The sequence below is a fragment of the Lederbergia graminis genome (assembly GCF_042655485.1).
GTDB classification, from domain to species: Bacteria; Bacillota; Bacilli; order Bacillales; family Bacillaceae_C; genus Lederbergia; species Lederbergia graminis.
In genome coordinates this window covers 28,476-49,306 of record NZ_JBHSMC010000046.1, presented here as the reverse complement: position 1 = coordinate 49,306, position 20,831 = coordinate 28,476, and the positions used below count along the sequence as shown (strand labels likewise).

The 20,831-nt window shown below is 37.7% G+C and carries 15 protein-coding genes; 5 read left to right on the top strand and 10 right to left on the bottom strand.

Annotated features, from left to right (window positions below; genetic code table 11):
- Nucleotides 1-23: 23 nt before the first annotated feature.
- A complete protein-coding gene (locus tag ACFPM4_RS20330; RefSeq protein ID WP_382355948.1) occupies nt 24-425 on the bottom strand; it encodes a YkvA family protein in 402 nt (133 codons plus the stop codon).
- 307 nt (nt 426-732) lie between these two features.
- Between ACFPM4_RS20330 and ACFPM4_RS20325 the strand changes: the two genes are divergently transcribed.
- Together ACFPM4_RS20325 and ACFPM4_RS20320 are read left to right on the top strand one after the other, a co-directional pair.
- The gene (locus ACFPM4_RS20325) at nt 733-1,725 is read left to right on the top strand and encodes a Gfo/Idh/MocA family protein (RefSeq protein ID WP_382355945.1); all 993 of its coding nucleotides are present in this window, start codon (nt 733-735) and stop codon (nt 1,723-1,725) included.
- Nucleotides 1,726-1,740: 15 nt separating this feature from the next.
- On the top strand, nt 1,741-2,673 hold the full coding sequence (locus ACFPM4_RS20320; protein ID WP_382355942.1) for an aldo/keto reductase: 933 nt from the start codon (nt 1,741-1,743) through the stop codon (nt 2,671-2,673).
- Between the two features lie 379 nt (nt 2,674-3,052).
- On the opposite strand, the gene yfkAB is transcribed toward ACFPM4_RS20320, so the two are convergent.
- Together yfkAB and ACFPM4_RS20310 are read right to left on the bottom strand one after the other, a co-directional pair.
- Nucleotides 3,053-4,189: a radical SAM/CxCxxxxC motif protein YfkAB gene (yfkAB, locus tag ACFPM4_RS20315; protein ID WP_382355939.1), complete on the bottom strand. Its 1,137-nt coding sequence runs from the start codon at nt 4,187-4,189 to the stop codon at nt 3,053-3,055.
- Nucleotides 4,190-4,317: 128 nt separating this feature from the next.
- A complete protein-coding gene (locus ACFPM4_RS20310; RefSeq protein WP_382355936.1) occupies nt 4,318-5,079 on the bottom strand; it encodes a hypothetical protein in 762 nt (253 codons plus the stop codon).
- A 1,141-nt stretch (nt 5,080-6,220) separates the two neighbouring features.
- Between ACFPM4_RS20310 and ACFPM4_RS20305 the strand changes: the two genes are divergently transcribed.
- Nucleotides 6,221-6,685 (top strand): NUDIX hydrolase, encoded by a 465-nt coding sequence (locus ACFPM4_RS20305; protein ID WP_318281107.1) that lies wholly within the window; start codon nt 6,221-6,223, stop codon nt 6,683-6,685.
- Nucleotides 6,686-6,742: 57 nt separating this feature from the next.
- Here the strand turns inward: ACFPM4_RS20305 and ACFPM4_RS20300 are convergent, their stop codons facing one another.
- Both ACFPM4_RS20300 and ACFPM4_RS20295 read right to left on the bottom strand, forming a co-directional pair.
- Complete coding sequence (locus tag ACFPM4_RS20300) at nt 6,743-7,198, bottom strand: DUF2269 family protein (protein WP_382355931.1); 456 nt, start codon at nt 7,196-7,198, stop codon at nt 6,743-6,745.
- A gap of 35 nt (nt 7,199-7,233) precedes the next feature.
- Nucleotides 7,234-7,620 carry a globin domain-containing protein gene (locus ACFPM4_RS20295; protein ID WP_382355928.1) on the bottom strand — a complete coding sequence of 129 codons (387 nt, stop codon included), beginning with the start codon at nt 7,618-7,620 and terminating at the stop codon, nt 7,234-7,236.
- 158 nt (nt 7,621-7,778) lie between these two features.
- On the opposite strand from ACFPM4_RS20295, the gene ACFPM4_RS20290 reads away from it, so the two are divergent.
- Nucleotides 7,779-8,843 carry a DUF3900 domain-containing protein gene (locus ACFPM4_RS20290; RefSeq protein ID WP_382355925.1) on the top strand — a complete coding sequence of 355 codons (1,065 nt, stop codon included), beginning with the start codon at nt 7,779-7,781 and terminating at the stop codon, nt 8,841-8,843.
- Nucleotides 8,844-9,208: 365 nt separating this feature from the next.
- Here ACFPM4_RS20290 and ACFPM4_RS20285 read toward each other — a convergent pair whose 3' ends face one another.
- Genes ACFPM4_RS20285 through ACFPM4_RS20270 form a run of 4 tightly spaced genes read right to left on the bottom strand, consistent with a single transcriptional unit; the run spans nt 9,209 to nt 15,111 of the window.
- Nucleotides 9,209-11,485 carry a glycoside hydrolase family 95 protein gene (locus ACFPM4_RS20285; protein WP_382355922.1) on the bottom strand — a complete coding sequence of 759 codons (2,277 nt, stop codon included), beginning with the start codon at nt 11,483-11,485 and terminating at the stop codon, nt 9,209-9,211.
- Between the two features lie 17 nt (nt 11,486-11,502).
- Nucleotides 11,503-13,050 carry a glycoside hydrolase family 43 protein gene (locus ACFPM4_RS20280; protein ID WP_382355919.1) on the bottom strand — a complete coding sequence of 516 codons (1,548 nt, stop codon included), beginning with the start codon at nt 13,048-13,050 and terminating at the stop codon, nt 11,503-11,505.
- Nucleotides 13,051-13,077: 27 nt separating this feature from the next.
- On the bottom strand, nt 13,078-13,935 hold the full coding sequence (locus ACFPM4_RS20275) for a sugar phosphate isomerase/epimerase family protein (RefSeq protein WP_382355917.1): 858 nt from the start codon (nt 13,933-13,935) through the stop codon (nt 13,078-13,080).
- Nucleotides 13,936-13,971: 36 nt separating this feature from the next.
- Nucleotides 13,972-15,111 carry a glycosyl hydrolase family 8 gene (locus tag ACFPM4_RS20270; RefSeq protein WP_382355915.1) on the bottom strand — a complete coding sequence of 380 codons (1,140 nt, stop codon included), beginning with the start codon at nt 15,109-15,111 and terminating at the stop codon, nt 13,972-13,974.
- Between the two features lie 196 nt (nt 15,112-15,307).
- On the opposite strand from ACFPM4_RS20270, the gene ACFPM4_RS20265 reads away from it, so the two are divergent.
- A complete protein-coding gene (locus ACFPM4_RS20265) occupies nt 15,308-17,164 on the top strand; it encodes a sialate O-acetylesterase (RefSeq protein ID WP_382355912.1) in 1,857 nt (618 codons plus the stop codon).
- Nucleotides 17,165-17,401: 237 nt separating this feature from the next.
- On the opposite strand, the gene ACFPM4_RS20260 is transcribed toward ACFPM4_RS20265, so the two are convergent.
- Nucleotides 17,402-20,821: a glycoside hydrolase family 2 TIM barrel-domain containing protein gene (locus ACFPM4_RS20260; protein ID WP_382355909.1), complete on the bottom strand. Its 3,420-nt coding sequence runs from the start codon at nt 20,819-20,821 to the stop codon at nt 17,402-17,404.
- Nucleotides 20,822-20,831 lie beyond the last annotated feature (10 nt).

Sequence of the window (20,831 nt, the reverse complement as noted above, 5' to 3'; positions counted from 1 at the left end):
TAACTCAAATAGTACAAAACGCCTTATTCTTCGTATATACTCTCATTTGGCTTGCCAAACCATTTCTCCATTCGTTTTCTCGCTTTCTCTTTCGTTTCCTCATTAATTGCACCTATTAATTTTCCAAATGCAGCTATGATAATGAAAGCATCGTCTGTAAAGCCTACTGCTGGAAGAAAATCAGGTAATAAATCAACAGGGAAAATGAAGTAGCCTAAAGCACCCAGTATTAACATACGAGATTTCTTTGGCACTTCTGGGCTCTGTAATGCATAAAAAAGAACTAAACTTGCATAGATTGCCTTTTCTGCTAGTTTTCCACCGGTTTTCTTTAACTTATTTAAAAATTTAGTATCAGAATAGTGTTTATCCATATCTTCAGTAGTTGTCTGTAAATCTAATTGTTGGATTTCTTTTTCAGTCATTGCCACCGACTCCTTCTCAATGTATTTCTATTATATACTTTACCCCAATAATTGGAATTATAGTGCTATAACCGAATAAATATAATAACGGACAATTACTAAAAAAGGTTTCAATAAGGAGGGATCATTCTACTACTACCCAAAATATTTCGACAAAAACCAACAAAACTCTTATTTAAAAATAGCATACGAATAGAATTGTTATTATATTTTCCGAGAGCATTAATTTTACTTACTATAGGAAATGAATGACAGAATGTTTGGAAGGTTATATACTAGACTTATATTCTAATAGGAGGCGAGTATTATGTCAGAGAAGAAAGTTCGTTGGGGTATTCTTAGCACTGCAGGAATTGCAAAACGATCTGTCATTCCAGGTATTAGAGCTTCAAATAGAAATGAAGTAGTTGCAGTTGCAAGTAGGTCATTAGAAAAAGCTCAAAGTTTTGCAGATGAATTAGAAATACCTAAAGCATATGGAAGTTATGAAGAATTATTAAGCGATCCAGAAATTGAAGCCGTTTACATCCCACTCCCTAACCATTTACATAAGGAATGGACGATTAAGGCTGCACAAGCTGGAAAACATGTATTATGCGAGAAACCAATAGCTTTAGATGAGGCAGAAGCACAGGAAATGATTGATGCTTGTAAAGAAGCTGGAGTAGTATTGGCAGAAGCATTCATGTATCGTCACCTCAATAAATACACAGAAATAAAGGAATTAATTGCTGCAGGTGAAATTGGTGAGATAAGAGGAATTCACGGTGTTTTCTCTTTCAATAATCCAAAAGATTACAATAATATCCGTTATAAAAAGGAATGGGGTGGCGGCTCTATTTATGATGTTGGTTGCTATCCAATTAGTGCTGCTCGACTTATACTTGGTGAAGAACCTAAAGCAGTTACAACTCAAGCATTTTTCTCACCAGAGCATGGAGATGTGGACATGATGGCTTCTGGCTTGATGGAATTCTCAAACGGTGTTGCCTTAACTTTTGACTGCGCAATGTGGGCAGAAGGTCGTATGGAAGTAGAAATACTAGGTTCTGAGGGTAGAATCGTTTTACCAAATGCCTTCTTCGGTGAACATAAATACGACATTATAAAAGGTGGAAAAGTCGTAACAGTAGAGAAGGAAGCTTCAAATCCATATGCATTACAAGCAGATAGTTTTGCTGATAGCGTTCTAGGTGGAAAACCTGTACCATTTTCTGCAACCGATATCATTCATAATATTCGTGCAGTAAAAGGAGCATTGGACTCCGCTGAAAAAAGAGAAAGAGTTATTCTAAACTAAAGGTTGGTGGACTATATGAAATCTATTCGTATACCTAATGTGGAAAAAGAGATTTCTAATCTTGTAATGGGTTCTGACTATTTTACACCCGATATCATCGACAAAGTATCGGATGTTCTTGATAACTTTTTAAAAATCGGTGGAAATACAATTGACACTGCCTATATTTATGCTGGTGGTAAAAGTGAAGAAGCAATCGGTATTTGGATGGAAGAAAATAAGCGTCGAGATGATGTAATTATCTTAACGAAGGGTGGCCATCCTAATCAGCACGGCCCTCAAATTAATAAGCAAGCTATTGGCGATGAGTTAAATAAAAGTTTAGAAAGACTCCGCACTAATTACGTTGAATTGTATGCGCTTCATCGTGATGATCCAAATGTTCCGGTCGGAGAGATTTTGGAAATTTTGAATGAGCATGTGGAAGCAGGAAGAATTGGTGCGTTCGGAGGATCTAACTGGTCACAGGAACGCCTGCAAGAAGCAAATGAATATGCTGAAAAACACGGCTTAGTTGGATTCACGTTCAGCAGCCCTAATTTGAGCTTAGCAAAAGCACAGGAACCATATTGGGCAGGATGTGTATCTGTTGACGAGCCAATGCTTGCTTGGCATGAACAAACTAAATTACCTTTATTCTCATGGTCATCACAAGCACGTGGCTTTTTCACGGGACGATTTACACCTGAAGACCGTTCAAATGCCGATTTAGTGCGCGTATTTTATAATAATGAAAACTGGGAACGCTATCGACGTGCGGAACAGTTAGGCAAAGAAAAAGGTGTGGAGACCATTCAAATTAGTCTTGCATATGTACTGAATCAATCATTCCCTGCCGCGGCAATAATCGGACCACAAAACGAAAAAGAAATGCTATCCTGCCGCGAAGCAGCTGAGATTAAACTAACAGAAGACGAAATAAAATGGCTCGATTTACGAATTAAATAAGTGAGTCAATGACAAAAAAAAGGTTGAGACGTAAATATCTCAACCTTTTTCTTATTTACTCGAATATTTCATACTATAAAGACTCGATGTAACCAATGTAACCTATTTTGGTTAAATCCCTAATGGAGGGCACTATTCGCCTTGATTAATGACCGATTCTTATTAAATCTCTAATCAAGGGCTCTATTCCTCTTGATTAATGACCTATTATCATAAAATCTATTATTCAGGGCTCTATTCCAGATGATTCGTTACCTATTTGGATAACTTCCTTAATTAAGGGCACTATTCAACCGAAATATTGACCGAATACCTTAAATTCTTGAATACAGGTCACTATTCAATCCTCTTTTACCACATACCTACGAAATCATAGGATTTACATAGAAAGAGTTGGGTTTGCTTTACGATCTTCGAATTTCACATCTTTGTAATATGCATTTTTCACTAAAATATTTGGCCCTAAGCATTTCACGGCTGGACAATGACAGTTTAGTGATTTTGCGAGAGGTCCTTCAATCCACCGATCGAACATCGGTTGTAATGGTTCAGTTAAAATATTACCTAGTGCTGGCGTATCGCCAAAATCCGTTACGATTACCTCACCTGAGAAAATATTTACATTTAGGCGTGATCTTCCATCTGGATCATTTCTTAATGATATATTCTTGCTTTTGTATAATCGTTGCAGCAGCACCGTATCTTCGGGATTTTGACTGCACGGATAGAATGGCAACGTACCAAAGAGCATCCATACATTTTCATCGCGGACATCTAGTAAATGATGAATAGCATCTCTTATCTCATCTAAAGAAAGAACCTCTAAATTCGATGCAAAGTCACTTGGATACATTGGATGAATCTCATGACGAGCACATTTCATTTCCTCCACGATTTGTTTATGGATATGCTCCAAATGTGGTAGTGTTCTTTTATTTAGCATCGTCTCCGCTGAAACCATTACCCCTGCTTCTGCTAATGCACGACTGTTTTCTATCATTCTCTCAAATTGTTGTGCCCGTCTTTCTCTAGATGGTTTCCGCTCCATATTAGCAAACCCACCATCAATAAAGTCATCTACCGTTCCCCAGTTATGAGAAATATGAAGCACATCCAAATATGGTGCTATCAACAAATATCGATCTAGAGGCATTGTTAAATTGGAATTCATTTGTGTACGTACACCGCGTTCATGGGCATATTTTAACAAAGGAAGTACATATTGCTCCACCGATTTTTTTGAAAACATCGGTTCTCCACCTGTAATGCTTATCGCACGTAAATGCTTAACCTCGTCCAGTCTTTTTAACAAAAGATCAATTGGCAAAGCATCCGGATCTTTATTCTGCAAAGTATATCCAACTGCACAGTGCTCACAACGCATGTTGCAAAGATATGTGGTTGTAAATTCAATATTCGATAATGTTAATTGTCCGTGCTCTTCCACATCCAAATATGCTTCCCATGGATCTCTTGTAGGTGTCATTTCTTGCAATTTTTCTAGCTTGTTAATCATGTAAAAACCCCTATTTCCCTTAGTTGTATACTGATTAGTATGCAATTGATTAGGAAGTTACGCAAGAAAATATTAATAAAAATGAAAAAGGCCAATTCTCCATGATGAGCATTGACCTTTAATATCGTTTATTTTCTAGTTTTTACTCCAGTTGGCACCCATTCTACATGAATAGGGTTCCATTCACCATTTTCATAATACCACTCAACTTCTACCCTACCTAGTTGATCTGCATGATATGCACCACTTACTTGCCGAAAACTTTTTAAACCGTATCCTTCTTTTCCTTCCATTTCAATTACTTCAAACATTGCAATCGGATCAAGCATTAATTCCATCGGCTCATTTAATAAGCCATTTTTTTGATATAACCCTAACCTTATATATTCATCTTTACGATCAGATACATCCAAAATAATGGTTTCTTCTATGCCAGGTATTTTTATACTAGCTTTAAAGTTATCTTGAAACGACGATTCAATTGGAAGTGGCGATGGAAGAGGAATTTCCTCGAGTTTGTTATCTTTAACAGTATGTAAAGCATAATTATACAGACCACCGCTTCCTCCAGTAGGACTAGAAAAGAGAATATCATCAACGTTATCATGATTAAAATCAGCAAATTCTAGTTTCGGTTCATACCCACCTTCATAATCAATCCTAAGCGTCTCTCCATTATTTAATTCAATAATGGCCCAAATCTCCCTTAAAAAACCAGAGCCCGTTTCAAAAGGAATGCCGTAAACTGTAATTTTCTCTGGCTTTCCATCACCAGTGACATCATGACGATATTCTAATAATGTTTGTACTGATTCTGTCGCAAATACAGCATGATTCAATACAAATCCAATTCCGAATAGAACGAATAGGAGCCAACTCTTCTTCCACATCAGCAACACCTCCGTTTATTAATCGTCATTATTTTCTGCTATTGGAGGAAAAATATGTACAAGAGCAATAATAAGTTATGTTACTGAATCATTTTGCAAAAATAACCTATGTATCCGCAAGATTAGTGGGATGTCTCGCAAGAAAGTGAGCTGTTGCCTCAAGATTATGGAGTGAACCCGCAAGAATAACGGGTGTTCCCGCAAGAATGCAAGGGAGCTGCAAGATTAACCTATGTATCCGCAAGATTAATGGGATGTCTCGCAAGAAAGTGAGCAGTTGCCGCAAGATTATGGAGTGAACCTGCAAGAATAACGGGTGATCCCCCAAGATTGCAAGGGAGCTGCAAGAATAACCTGTGTATCCGCAAGATTAGTGGGATTTCTCGCAAGAAAGTGAGCTGTTGCCGCAAGATTAACAAGTGAACCTGCAAGAATAACTGCCGAACCCGCAAGAATCCAAGGGAGCTGCAAAAATAACCTGTGTATCCGCAAGATTAGTGGAATATCTCGCAAGAAAGTGAGCAGTTGCCGCAAGATTATGGAGTGATCATGCAAGAATAACGGGTGATTCCGCAAGAATGCAGGGGAGCTGCAAAAATAACCTGTGTATCCGCAAGATTAATGGGATGTCTCGCAAGAAAGCGAGTAGTTGCCGCAAGATTATGGAGTGATCATGCAAGAATAACGGGTTATTCCGCAAGAATGCAGGGGAGCTGCAAAAATAACCTGTTCAACCGCAAGATTAGTGGGATATCTCGCAAGAAAGTGGGCTGTTGCCTCAAGATTATGGAGTGAACCTGCAAGAATAACGGGTGATTGGGCAAGAATCCAAGGGAGCTGCAAAAATAACCTGTTCAACCGCAAGATTAGTGGAATATCTCGCAAGAAAGTGAGCAGTTGCCGCAAGATTATGGGGTGAACATGCAAGAATAACAGGTGATCCCGCAAGATTAACAAGTGAACCCGCAAGAATAACAGCCGAACCCGCATGAATAAAATGCGATCTCCCAAGAATGTACGTGAGTTGCAAGGATCAAGTTCGATAGGCAATGGTCTAAATTCGCAATAAGCCTGTCACCATAAGTTTTTTCGTGCATAATAGATGATAGGAAACTTAATATGTATAAGCTCTTGTAGAGAGGTGATTAATTTGTCTTATGTAGAAGAATTAAGAAAAATAGTGGGGACGAGACCACTAATTCTAGTCGGTTCCATTTGCATTATTTTAAATGACAAAAATGAAGTTTTATTGCAGCAACGCACTTATCCTTATGGTGTATGGGGATTACCTGGTGGGTTAATGGAGCTAGGTGAATCAACTGAAGACTGTGCACGCCGGGAAGTGTTCGAGGAGACTGGACTCACACTTGGTGAACTACAATTACTGAATGTATCTTCCGGTCCTCAAAGTTATGTCGTAGCCCAAAATGGAGACGAATACTATGCAGTTACAATGATTTACGTCACGAATGATATTATACAAGGAACCGCATCTGTTCATGACGATGAGTCACTGAATATCCAATACTACCCACTAAACAATCTTCCTGAAAAAATGGTTGGTAGTCATCGGAAAGCAATAAATGATTTCTTAGCTAGAAAATAATAGAGAGACTGCGCTATTTTTAGAACTGCGCAAATCTCTCTACATCATAGATCAATTTCACCATGGTTTTAAAATCATTAATGCAATAATCACTAGAAAAATAATATTTTCTAAGTGTTCCACATTGTCTAGCTTTTTAGCCAAACGATAATATTCAGGGGGGATTTCCTCACCTTCATATGTTGCGAGTAATTCTTTTATGGGTGTAGATATTGGTTTTAACAGGAATGGACCAAATGCTAAAGCAATTAGAAAGAGTGTGAGACTTGTCACATACCACCCCATTGAAAATAGACTTGGGTTGATTGCTCCCATTAATAACCCCGAAATAAGTAATGACGATCCCCCAACCATAACAAAAATATGTAAACGATGCTTTATCGCATATGCATGTCTTAACTCTTGCATCGTTTTCGCAGATCTTGCTACAAAAGTTAAAATAAATCCTGGGCCCATGCCAAGGATTGCAGAAAATATATGAATAACCACTAGAATACTGTATATGGTTGCCAACGTTCTTCCCCCATTTTAAGGAGCGACCGAATGGATCACTCCTCTGTATTAACCATAATTGCAGCTACTTGCTTAAGTCGCTCATAAAACATCGGACCTACAGGATGTTCACTTAAACCAATCTCTTCAAACGCTTCTCCCATACACCTTAACCAACTTTGTGCACGACTTGGTGTAATCTCAAATGGCAAGTGACGTCGGCGCATTGCAGGTGGACCGTATTCTTGACTATATAACGGTGGACCTCCAAGAAACTGTGTTAAGAACATTCTTTGTTTCTCCATTATAATACTCATATCACCTTCGAAGAGATGACTTATATTTGGATCAGCATATACTTTTGGATAAAATGCATTTACTAACTGTTCAATCATGTCTGGGCCAATCTGATCATATACCGATTGTAATTTTTGCTCAGCCATTAAATAACCTCCCTATCCTCTCTATTTTATCATAACCCTAACCTAAATAATTACAGTGATATTTATCACATAAAATTCCCACCATCAATATCCATTGACGCCAGATTGTGAGTTTCCTATACTTGAAGAGTTGTGAATAAAACAAACAAGGTGAGTACATGGACTTCGATATTTTATATTTGTCCTTCAATGTAATTCAAGTTGAAGGTAATGACGACAATGCTACAAAACATTATAAACATTTTCAAACATTAGATACAGACGAGTATGAACAACATGCGATTAAGGATTTCCTTGATGGTGAATTAACAAAAATCGTCAAACGAAAAGTGGAACGCCATCCAAAATCCGATACAGTACCCACAAAATTGGGACGTTTTATCGTGGAAGAAGGGCATGAGCTTAGTTCCAATCCAAATTACAATTTATTACATCGCTTAAGGACCGCAGAACAAAAAACTGATTTTCAAACTGCAAGTGAAGAATTATTGCGAGCGTATCTTGATACGAGTGCTGTTCGAGGCGGAGCATTTCTTGTAGCTGCTGCAAAACCAAAAAAGTTCTTCGATGATCGTTTTGTCTTTATAATGAAATGCGACTTCGAACCAAAGGTAGCATCCATTTCCGACGAATCGACTTTAATCAAAAATGTAGAAATGGCGATTACTACAAAGAACATGAAATCTATTCAGTATCCTTATATGCCAGAAGACGGCATGGTAGAGGAAAGCGAATTAAAGATTCATCAAGCTTCACATGCTCGCTACTTTGAGGATTTTTTAAAGTTTGTGGAGTATGGAGAGCCAATGCCAGAGATTTTACGCAATCAAGTAAAAACGATGGTAGAAGAACATTTCCATGAAGTATTAGAGGATAATAGTGAAGAACTTCAGCAGTTCGAAAAAGAAATGGAAATCTGGGAAGCGAGTCCTCAAAGGGAAATTCAGGAGCGTTTAACAACAGAACAAGTAATGGAAGCTACAGCGCAAATTGTAGAAGTTGCACCTGAAACAGAATTGAAATTAAAAATTGGCGACACTTCTATCAAAGGAAAACTAGCCGATTTTGGAGAGAACATCCATTTAGCAAAAATAAACCACAAATATGTTTTATTAGTAGAAGCAGATTCTGTTATTTTTGAAAAAGGCGTATCTCCAATCGAATTTCATCGACCAGATGACCTGCATAAAACAATTGAGCGTATTCAAAATAAAACTATTTAATAAAAAACTAGCTTATCCTTTTAACATGGGTATAAGCTAGTTTGCTATTTACCTATAATCTTGAGCCACGATAAAAATTATAAAAGAAACTTGTATGATTCCTATTCATGCGTGTTTTTTGCTTCAATGGGAATCATACAGCTGTTTTGATTCCCATGCACGACTGTTTTTCACTTCAACCGGAGTCATTCGGCCGCTTTGATTCCCATCCTCACCTATTTTTCACTCCAAGGGGAATCATAAGGCAACTTTGATTCCCATTCACCACAATTTTCCACCTCAACGGGAATCATAATACCACTTTGATTCCCATCATCACCTATTTTTCACTCCAATGGGAATCATACACCACCATCAATTCCCACTCATACTGTTTTTTCACTTAGTTGTGACTCATACACGAAACTTTGACCTGGTGCAATTTCCACTTCAAATACTTTTCCTTGACTATGTGGTAATCTAATTTTACATACTCCACCTTTTTCAGATGTTATTGCCATATACTCTAATTGTTCGTTACTCCACTTGATTTCAACCTCAAATCCACCTCGTGCCTTTAATCCTTTAACACTACCTTCTTTCCAAGCTTTCGGAAGTGCTGGGAGGATATGAATTACATCATTGTGGCTTTGCAACAGCATCTCTGCGATACCAGCAGTACCTCCAAAGTTTCCATCAATTTGAAAAGGTGGATGATTATCAAACATATTAGGTAATGTTGATGATTTCAATAATTCATGAACATTGTTGTATGCTCGTTCACCATCATGCAGGCGAGCCCACATATTAATGATCCATGCACGGCTCCAGCCTGTATGACCACCACCATGCTGTAATCTCCGTTCTAATGTCACTCTTGCAGCACGTGCCCATTCATCCGTTTCTCCAGGTACAATTTGCTTTCCTGGATGGAGAGCAAATAAATGGGATATATGCCGATGTCCAGGTTCTGCTTCATCATAATCTATATACCATTCTTGGATTTGGCCATGTTTTCCGATTTTCGGTTTCGGTAACTTATCTCTCAAACGAGCTAACTCCTGACGAAACTCTTCATCGATTTCTAATATCTTACTAGCAGAAATACAACTGGAGAATAGCTCATAAATAATTTGACTGTCCATGGATGGACCTTCACATAATGTGCCCCTTTCTCCATTGGACAAAATATAAGTGTTCTCTGGAGATACAGATGGTGTTGTAATAAGCTCACCAGTAGGAGTTTCTACTAGATAATCAACGAAAAATAACGCTGACTCTTTAATTGTCTCATATGCATTTTTCAAAAATGAAATATCACCGTTATATTCAAAATGCTCCCATAAATGAAGACATAGCCATGCTGCTCCTAATGGCCATATCGTAGCAGGCATATAGATGTCTTGTGGCGCAGTGTCTCCCCAAATGTCTGTATTATGATGAGCTGTAAAACCTCGACAGCCATACATAACTTCAGCTGTCTTCCTTCCTGGTTCTCTCATCTTCTCAATGTGATCAAATAACGGTTGATGACATTCGGATAGATTACAAACTTCTGCAGTCCAATAGTTCATTTGTGTATTAATATTTATCGTATATTTACTATCCCATGGCGGGAGCATACTCTCGTTCCAAATTCCCTGCAATGTAGCTGGTAAGGAATTGGGGCGACTACTAGAAATAAGCAAATAACGCCCGAAGTGAAAATACGTACTAATTAAATCCGCATCTTCTTCCCCGTCTTTTAATAACTGTAGTCTCTCATCAGTTGGAAGTTGGCGCTTATCGTTTTCTTTTCCTAGCTCTAACTCAACACGGTTAAACAATGATTGATAATCGTCTTGGTGATTCTGTAGCAAATTCAAATAACTTATGTTTGCTGCACTCTCTAACACCTTCAGGCATTGAGTCTCAGGTTCCACAAAACGATAGGAAGTTGCTGCAGCTATTAAAATCGTTACTGCATCTGCATCTTTCACAATGAGTCGATTTCCAATCGTAGTTACTTCTCCGTTTTCTGGTATTACCCTCACACCACTTCGGAAGCTGATCCCATTTCCGCCGCCGGTTTCCCCGCGCATTATTAAACAATTAGAATGTAAGGGTACTGTCTCATCTAAGTTGCGCGTATTCCCGCGATCATAGTGCAATTGAAATGAAATTGCTTGTTTTTCAGAAGCAGTGATTCGCATCATGATGACTTCATTAGGATAACTCGCAAATATCTCACGCTTATATTCGACACCATTGTATTCGTATTCAACATTTACTAATCCGTTGGCAAGATTTAATTCCCGTCTATAGTTAGTAGCGAGTTCCTGACGATGATGGAAGTTAATCCATACATCTCCCAGTGGTTCATAATGACGCTGTGATTCTGGAATTCCAACGAGTGCAAGTGCAGCTAATTCTTCTGCCTCTTTTATCCTACCTTCAGCTAACAATTCTCTTACTTTTGACAAATTGCTAAGTGCATCAGGGTTGTTTCTATCTCTTGGGCCTCCGTACCATACAGAATCTTCGTTGAGCTGAATCCGCTCATTTCCAACTAGACCAAAAACCATAGCACCTAGTCTTCCATTCCCAATTGGCAATGCTTCATTCCAATTTCTAGCAGGCTGTCGATACCAAAGCAATTTATTGTTACGAGTAACATTTGTCATGATTTGCAATCCCTTCTTTATAACCCTACATATTCAAACCAATCAAAATATGCTTTATTATTACTTTCCGCTCCATTTGAACTAGCATATAAACCAATTACAGCTCCGACAAAACCACCTGCTACATCAGTACTCAATATTCTTCCATCTACATTTTCAATGAGAGTTTCAAAATTATTTATACTCTCACCATAGTAAAAATTATAATCTTGTCCATATGCTGTTACTTTTAAATACAGTTTATTGGACTGAATTGGTGCTTCTGCCAGTACTTCTTCTTCCTTATTTGAACATTTAACTAGTTTTATAATCTTTTCATCACCTTTTTGTGTATAAATAAAGCTGAAGTGATATTCATTACTTTGTTGTAACACAATTCCCGCCACTTCATTTTCATTTTCTGGAGAAAATTCCATTACTGTTGTTGCAGAGAAGTTAATATGCTGTTGTCTTCTAGTAATAAAACTTGGTTGATCTAGTTCTGTAATTTTTTGCGGTCTTAATTGTAAACTTAAATATCCAGGTCGTTCTGATAAACTATAAAACTTCTCCTTTGGTGTACGAAGTATATGCCATTTGAAATCGAGTTCTTCACTCTCAAAATGGTCACAAGCAGATTGTAATGCTGGTTTTCCAATTGGTAGATTAGGAACAGGGTATGTTGCTTCCAGCCTACCGGTTCCTTCACACATGACTGGCCAGCCGTCCTCCCATGTGACAGGGATTAAAAATGTTTCTCTTCCTAAGTTTCGATAATAGCCACCATATGGTCGTGAAGCTAACCCTACAGCCCACCACTCGCCATTTTGTGTTTCAACTAAATCACAGTGACCAACATTCACAATTGGATAGTTTTTACCTAAATGTCTATGAGTAAGAATTGGATTTCCGCGATTCCCCTCGTATGGACCATCAATTTTTTTACTTCTAGCAACCGTAACTGCATGGTGATGAGCAGTCCCTGCCTCGGAAATTAACAAATAATAGTAATCGTCTTTTTTGTATATATGAGGTCCTTCTGGCCAAACAACATCCTTTAGAGCACCACGCCACAGCCCAACAGGTTCTCCTACTAATTGTTTCGTTTCTAAATCTAATTCTTGTAACCATACTTCATAGTTACCAAAGTATTTTTCCCCTTCTGGTGCTGGTCTCGTTCCCGTATAATAAACTTTTCCATCATCATCAAAAAACAATGATGGATCGATACCTGGTGCTTTTAAATAATAGGGATCAGACCATGGTCCAGCAGGATCTGTAGCGGTTACAAAAAAGTTCCCACCTCTACCTACATTTGTCGTAATCATGTAGAATACACCATCATGATAGCGAATGGTTGGTGCAAAAATTCCTTCTGATTGCCTTAAACCATCTAATGGTAATTGTGATGGCCTATCCAGTACATGTCCTATTTGTTCCCAATTCACTAAGTCCTTACTGTGAAAAATTGGAACTCCCGGGTAATAAGCAAAAGTGGATGTTACTAAATAGTAATCATCGTTTACTCTACAAATTGATGGATCAGGATAGAATCCTGGTAGTATTGGATTTTCAAATGTTTTCATTTTTATTGAACTCCTTTAACTTGATGTTTATGAAACTATCGTTTTTATTATTTTATTCAAAGCTTTTACGGCAACTGCAAATCTTTTTGCTTCGCTTTCTTCTAATTCGTATCCTGGATCTCCAGGTTCAAGTGAAGAGAAGTCGGAATATCCCCAAAGATGTGGTTCAAGTGATAAAAAACCTTCAAAATCTCTTTCATGTAATACTTTTAGAATTTCAGCTACATTCCCATCGCCTTCTCCTGCAGGGACGACACGATGGTTGCTATACAAGGCATCTTTTATATGAATATATTCGATATAATCTTGGAGAAGCTCATAGCCCTCTGGATAATTTTTCGCATTGCATTGAACAAAGTTTGCGAAATCGAATATTGCCCTAACATGTGGGCGATTCAATGTCTTCATCAAATCTAAACATCTTTCCGGTGTATCCCCATAAATTCCAGATTCATTTTCGTGGAGAAGAATTACTCCACTTCCTTCTGCTGCATCAGCAAAGCTTTGCCAACGGCTCATCACTTCATCTCGATAATTACTAGGGTCCTCGCCTTTTGGAATGTAAAAGCTAAACATACGAATATACTTACATTCCATTAATTTGGCAATTTCTAATGTATGTTTAAATAACTCTAAATGCGGTTCAAATTCATCCGTAATGCCAATTTTTCCTAAAGGCGAACCAATAGCAGACAGTTTAAAACCTCTATCATCTAGTTTTCTCTTAATTTCTTTTACTTCTTCCAAAGTATAATGAACTAAAAGTTTGCCATTAACGCCTCTCATTTCAATATGTTTAATATCATGTGCGTCCAGCACGTCCATTTGTGTATCTAAGTTACTATCAATTTCATCTGCAAAAGCAGATAATATAAATCTACTCATTATATCGACCCTTTCGAAATGCCCAATTCTACACACTTATTCAGTAGGCATCCAAATTTTATAATTTCCACTCAATGCTAGAAAGCTAAATAAATATAAACAATTATCGTAATATCTTCTGTCTCCTGTACGAACTGGTGTATTCCAAAATAATTCCACACATTTCTGGGCATTTGGGCCACTCGTACAAAGTGATGCCATTGCATTTGTAGCCACTAGTCCTACTGGATGTAGAGATTTCTCCTCAAAAGGCTCTCCTGAAATCGTATATCTACGAAAATCCTCTGGATCCTTATCAACAAAAAACTGTTGAATTCGTTCATTAATTTCAACTGGACATTCCTCATCTTTAAACCACTCATAATCTAATCCGATATTACAGGCAACACGGTAGGAGTCACTGAAGAAATGTCCGTAACCCCTTTCATTATTTGGTGTACCATCATAATATGCATATTCTGGTGCTAATCCTGTTTCTGGATGACAGGCAATCTTTAAATACTTTCTACTAGCAGTTGCTGCTTCCTTCCAAAAAGCACGATCTTCTGGATACGCCCACAATGCAAACAGTTCATAGAAATGCGGCAAATGATAGGAAGGATCAGAGAATTCGACCTCCGGAATAAACTTGATCAATTTATTTTCCGGATTCCACATTGGATATCCTTCTCCGTCTTCGCCATTATGTAGACAAGATCTCAATAAATCTCTTGCTTGTTGGCCGTAATTAAATACTCCTTCCCCATCCCCCCATCGATGTGAGGCAAAGAAGAGTGCCATCGCAAAATATTCCTCTCCATCCGGGGCTGGTCCGTATGCACGCTTTGAGCCATCAGGGTTACATGACCATGCAAAATAGCCTGCATGAACTCCTTCTGTCATATACATATTTTTATAGGTCCACTTCCATAAGCGATCAAAAACTTCTTTATTATCCAATTGAACTGCCATCATCATTCCATAAGACATGCCTTCTGTTCTCACATCGTTATTACCAGTATCTAGCATATATGCCTCATCATCACCAACTGTGAAATAAATCTGTGTTTCTGGATGCTTATCAGAAAATAATTTATCCCAAGTATCTTGTAATCTTTCATTTATTTCTTCTTCCGAATAGCCATATTCACGAAAGACATTCCTATACTTCCCGCTATAAAATGCAGCCTCACTCATTCTGTCCACCCCTAAATATTTATATTACTAGCATAGTCATGTACCATTATAAACGTTTCAGTTAACAAAATTACCCTACTCTCTCTACTCAATTACCCCTCAAAGTATAGTTCCTTTATTAGAAGTCTTTTGATTTAGTTTTATTTGGCATATTATCAAAATATAACGAACTATTAAAATGAAAGAAGGAAGTCAAATGAAATTATCAACGTTAATTAGTAACGGGATGGTTCTCCAACGTAATGAACAAATAGCTATTTCCGGGAAGACTGAAGTTTCTAAGGAAGTTAGTCTTTCTTTCCTAGGCGAAACATACACGACATTATCCAATCACAGTGGGGAATGGTCGATTGAACTAGCTAATTTACAACCCGGCGGACCTTATGAAATGGAGATATCTACAGAAGATGAAAGAGTTGTAATTTCAGATATATTAATTGGAGATGTTTGGGTGCTTGGTGGGCAATCCAACATGGAATTACCTATTAATAGAACACTAGATTTATTATACGATGAGGTAAAAGATATAAACGAACCAAATATAAGACAATTCAATGTGCCGCAAATATATGATTTCAAAGGTCCAAGAAATGAGTTAGATGGTGGTAGTTGGATGAATGCAACTGGTGAAAACGTGATGAACTTCAGCGCAGTTGGCTATTTTTTTGCGCAAAAATTATATAAAAAACATGGCGTGCCAATTGGATTAATCCATACTGCTGTAGGAGGAACTCCAATCGAAGCTTGGATGAGTGAAATAACACTTAGAGAAATCGGCGGTTATGATGAAGAGTTAGACCAAATCAAAGATGATGAGTATGTAAGAAAAACAAAGGAAAACGATGAGAAGCGGATGCAAGATTGGCACCGCAATTTAAATGAAAAAGATATAGGATTACAAGAACATTGGTTTACGGAGGAAGTAGATACAAATAATTGGAGTGAGTTGGAAGTACCCAATACATGGGAAAATAGCGACCTAGATATTAGAGGAGCAGTTTGGTGTAAACGTGAATTTGAGGTACCAAAATCTCTTGCAGGTACAGAAGCAAAGTTATACCTTGGTACGCTGATTGACGCTGATCAAACGTATATTAATGGGACACTAGTAGGGACAACAGGCTATCGTTACCCACCAAGACGTTATTCCATACCTGCAGGTGTACTTCGTGAAGGGAAAAATTCCATTACGGTTCGTGTTATTAGTTCCGGTTCAGCTGGAGGCTTTATTAAAGACATGCCTTATAAAATAGCTGCAAATGGTGAAGAACTCAACTTAGAGGGGACATGGAAGTATAAAATTGGAGCGATTACTGAACCATTAGGACCTCCGACCTTCTTCCAATTTAAACCTACAGGAGTATACAATGCGATGATTACACCACTTCGGGATTACCGAATTAAAGGATTTGCATGGTATCAAGGTGAATCAAATACTGGAAGACCTATTGGTTATAGTAACCTTTTTGCGAATTTGGTAAAGGACTGGAGAGAAAATTGGAGACAAGGAGATCTTCCTTTTCTATTTACACAATTAACAAGTTTAGACACTGGTGAAAAAGATGCGAATTTCAGTCATTGGGCATTACTTCGTGATGAGCAACGATTATCGCTACATGTTCCAAACACTGCGATGGCTGTTATAATAGATGCTGGTGAGCATAATGACCTTCATCCTCAAGATAAGAAAACGGTAGGTGAGCGCCTCGCTTTAGGAGCAATGAAAATTGCTTATGGGGAAGAGCTCGTTTATAGTGGCCCATTGTACGAGAAGATGGAGATTATCGATGGTAGCATCCATTTATATTTTACTAATATTGGCAGTGGATTAGTTGCACATGGTGGCGAACTAAAAACATTTGTAATTAGTGGTGAAGACGGAAACTTCGTACCTGCTATGGCCGAAATCAGCGGAGATAAAGTGATAGTAAGCAGCAACCATGTAAAACAACCAACCAGCGTCCGTTACGCATGGGCATCCAACCCAGAAGGAGCAAACCTATACAACAAAGAAGGCCTCCCAGCATCACCATTCACAACAGAAATAAGATAATAAATATATAGCCAAACTAAGCTGAAGTAAATCAGAATAGTTTGGCTTTCTTTGATAGATTATTTAGCAAGATGACTTTCCTGAAGTGCTTGAATTGTTGTACTACAGGAAGGAGCTGTCTAACAATAGAAATAATTAATAAAAACTTAAAAAATCAGCGAAGTGTATTTCCGTAGCGGAATTGTTGCATTATCACCGTCCATATTTACACACAGGACATTGGTTTTTACTATCCCATTATTTTTCAAACTTAAACGCTTTGAAGTCGAAATTACTTCCAGGTAGGAATACAAACGTTACTTTTTGTAGACCTGGTATTTTTTCGAGTTCAAATATTCGTTCCACATACTCATCTGATTTAATAAATTCTACAATTTGATTACTTTCCTCTGTCTCACTAGTAAAGCGCACATGAATCGTATTATTAATCGGAGTTCTCCCATTGATTACTAGTTTCGTAGCTCCATCTGTAGTAAAATCCATTTCATTAAATTCCAATGAAACATTGTTGCCAATACCTTCTACACTACAATCTGTCATTGTAAATGCATCACCATAAATATGGTCACAAGTATTTGCGCTATTCTCTATAAAAGCTCTATTTTGTTTTTCAAAAGAAAAACCTTTAATATGAACCTTATTGTTTAGAACAAAACATATGGAGGTAATACCTTTTAACTTTTTCGGTAATGTATACGTTTCTTCTTGGTATACATTCCATCTAGATTCTTTTTGATATATCACATCAGCAAGTAGTTCACTGCCTGCTTCCTCTGGCATACCTTCCCAAATCTGAATTGGATATTCCTCGCTAGACAAAGCAAAGATTGGAATTGTGATTGTATCTGAACCATATGGGCCAAAGTCAATATTTCTATAACCTACTTGTGTCTCACCATCTCTACTAGTGGCAACACCGCGGTCATTCCCATTTGTTACCTCACCTTTACTATAGTCAAACAATCCACCAGAAATAAAGCTATAAGGATCTTTGTATGCAGTTCCTATACCTTCTGCAGAAAATTCCAATTCTGAAATAAGTTTTGTTTTCTCTGTACCGTTCTTACTTGTGCATCTCAGCCTAAAATGGCCATCCCCTAAAGCAATTACCTTCACTTCATGACTACTTGGCTCTACTTTAGCGATATTCGATTCTATACCTGCATCATTTACTACACTCCACTCTACTTCTCGGTAGGAAGTATTTTCAGGATGCAGTTTGACTCGAACTGTCCTTTCCTTTAGCTCAGGGTGGAAATTCTGTCCTGTATCACTAATTATCTCTAACTTGCGAAGCGGGATTTCCTTCTCCATTTCCCCTATCACTATAGGAGCTTCTATATTTTTGGTGCTAGCTGAAATTCCTTCCAATATTTCCTCTTCAGCTGGTAATATCACAAACTCAAGTTTCTCACTTTCCAAACCTTCCGACGTCACTTCTATTTGAACACTTCCAGACTCCAATGTAGAGGCAACTATAGCCATCAATTTTCCACTAAATAGTCTTCTGCTTGTACCTTTGTACTGGTCAAAATCTGTACTATCCCCATTATCAAGTCCAACTAAACGACCTGCGCCTGTCACATTTACATGAACCCGATTATTTGCATTCTCTACTGGATTTCCGTCTTTATCTTCCATGCTGATTTCTATAAAAAGTAAGTCAGTGCCATTGGCGACAAGGCCTTCTTTATCTGCTTTTAAGCGAATTTTCGCAGCATCCCCAAATGATTTTCTTACATCTGTTGCAATTACAACATCATTTTCATCATAAGCTATTGCTTTTAATTCGCCATGCTCATACGGTACTTTCCACCAACCAGTTATTTCAAAACCTTTTTGATGATCAATCTTATGAGTTCCTATCGTTTTTCCATTCAGCTTTAATTCAATTTTTGGAGCATTCGAGCAAACACGAACATCGATTATTTGTCCTTCATTCCAATCCCAGTAAGGTAAAATGTGTACCATTGGCTTTTTCTTGTAATCTGTCCATGCAGCTTGATACACATAATAAGAATCCTTTTTAAATGTAGCAGTATCAATCTGACCAAAATATGAATTCTTCGTATGATATGGTGTAGGTTCACCAATATAATCAAATCCAGTCCAAATAAACGTACCGAGTGAGAATCGAGCATCCCTATCCGCTATAATGCAAGCTTCTGCTGATTTAGCACCCCAACTCGTTGAACTATTTCCAAGTGCAGAACATTGCTCATCATCATCTGCAAGGATGGATTGCTCATATGGAAAATGATAAATTCCTCTACTTTGGACGACAGACGCTGTTTCACTCCCATAAATTATCCAATCTGGATACTTTGCATGATGAGTATGATAATATTTTTCACCATAATTATAGCCAGCGACCTTCACAATATCAGCTACTTTTTGGGCATTTTCCCATGGCATATAATTTGACCCAATTGTAATTTTTGCATTCTCTTTCGGATCATATTTTTGTACCTCTGTCATTAACATTCTAGTAATTTCTTGTCCTCGCTCATCCGCATGTGTATCGTAGATTTCGTTTCCAATACTCCACATTAATAAGCTTGGATGATTACGATCTCTCATCACCCAACTTTTCACATCAACAGGTGCCCATTCCTTGAAAAAACGCCCATAATCATAACGTGTTTTCGGTCTTTCCCACATATCAAAAGCTTCTGTAATCACAAGAAATCCCATTTCATCCGCCAAGTCCATTAATTCCTTAGCCGGCATATTATGAGCAGTACGAATTGCATTAACACCCATCTCTTTCAAAATATCCAGCCTTCTTTTTAACGCTGTTTTGTTAAAAGCTGCGCCTAATGCTCCTAAATCATGATGCTCACATACCCCATTTAACTTCATCCTTACTCCATTCAGGAGGAAACCATCATTTGCATCTAATTCAAGTGTTCGAAATCCAATTTTTTGTGTTATCGTTTCGATTAGCGTCCCATTTTCACTCTTTAGTTCTGTTCGTATTTCATAAAGAATCGGCTCTTCCATGCTCCATAATAAAGCATCCGCAACGAATAGACTTTGTTCATTTAGCTTTTCACTTTTATCTTCTACATGAATCTGTGATTTCGAACTAGTGATTTCCACACCTTTATACATGATGGTATGAGAGAGCTGTACATCCTCCTTCACTTTCAATGATGTATCTACTTCCACGGTCCAACCTTGCTCTTGCTTTTTCGTGGAAATGTAAATACCATTCGTATCGATATGTGTTTTACCTCTGGTCTTTAGCCAAACATTACGATAGATTCCAGCACCTGAATACCATCTACTGTTCGGGCTTTGATATACAACTTTTACAATAATTTCATTTTCTCCGTCTACCAACGCTTCCGTTATCTCGTGCTCAAAGGATGAATATCCATATTTCCATTCACCAACAAACTGGTCATTTATAAATACAGAAGAATCCATATAGACACCATCAAAACATAAGAGAACTTCTTCGTTTTCATTCTTTACATAAGAGAAACGCTTTCGATACCAGCCAATACTATTTTCGTAAAGGTTCAATGTGTTATAAATAAGCCAATCATGTGGAATATCGATAGGTTCGAAAGGTAGCTCTTTGTTATATGATTCATTTAGAGCCGTTATGGCAAACTCCCATCCATTATTAAAAAGCACTTTCGAATTCATTATGATCACA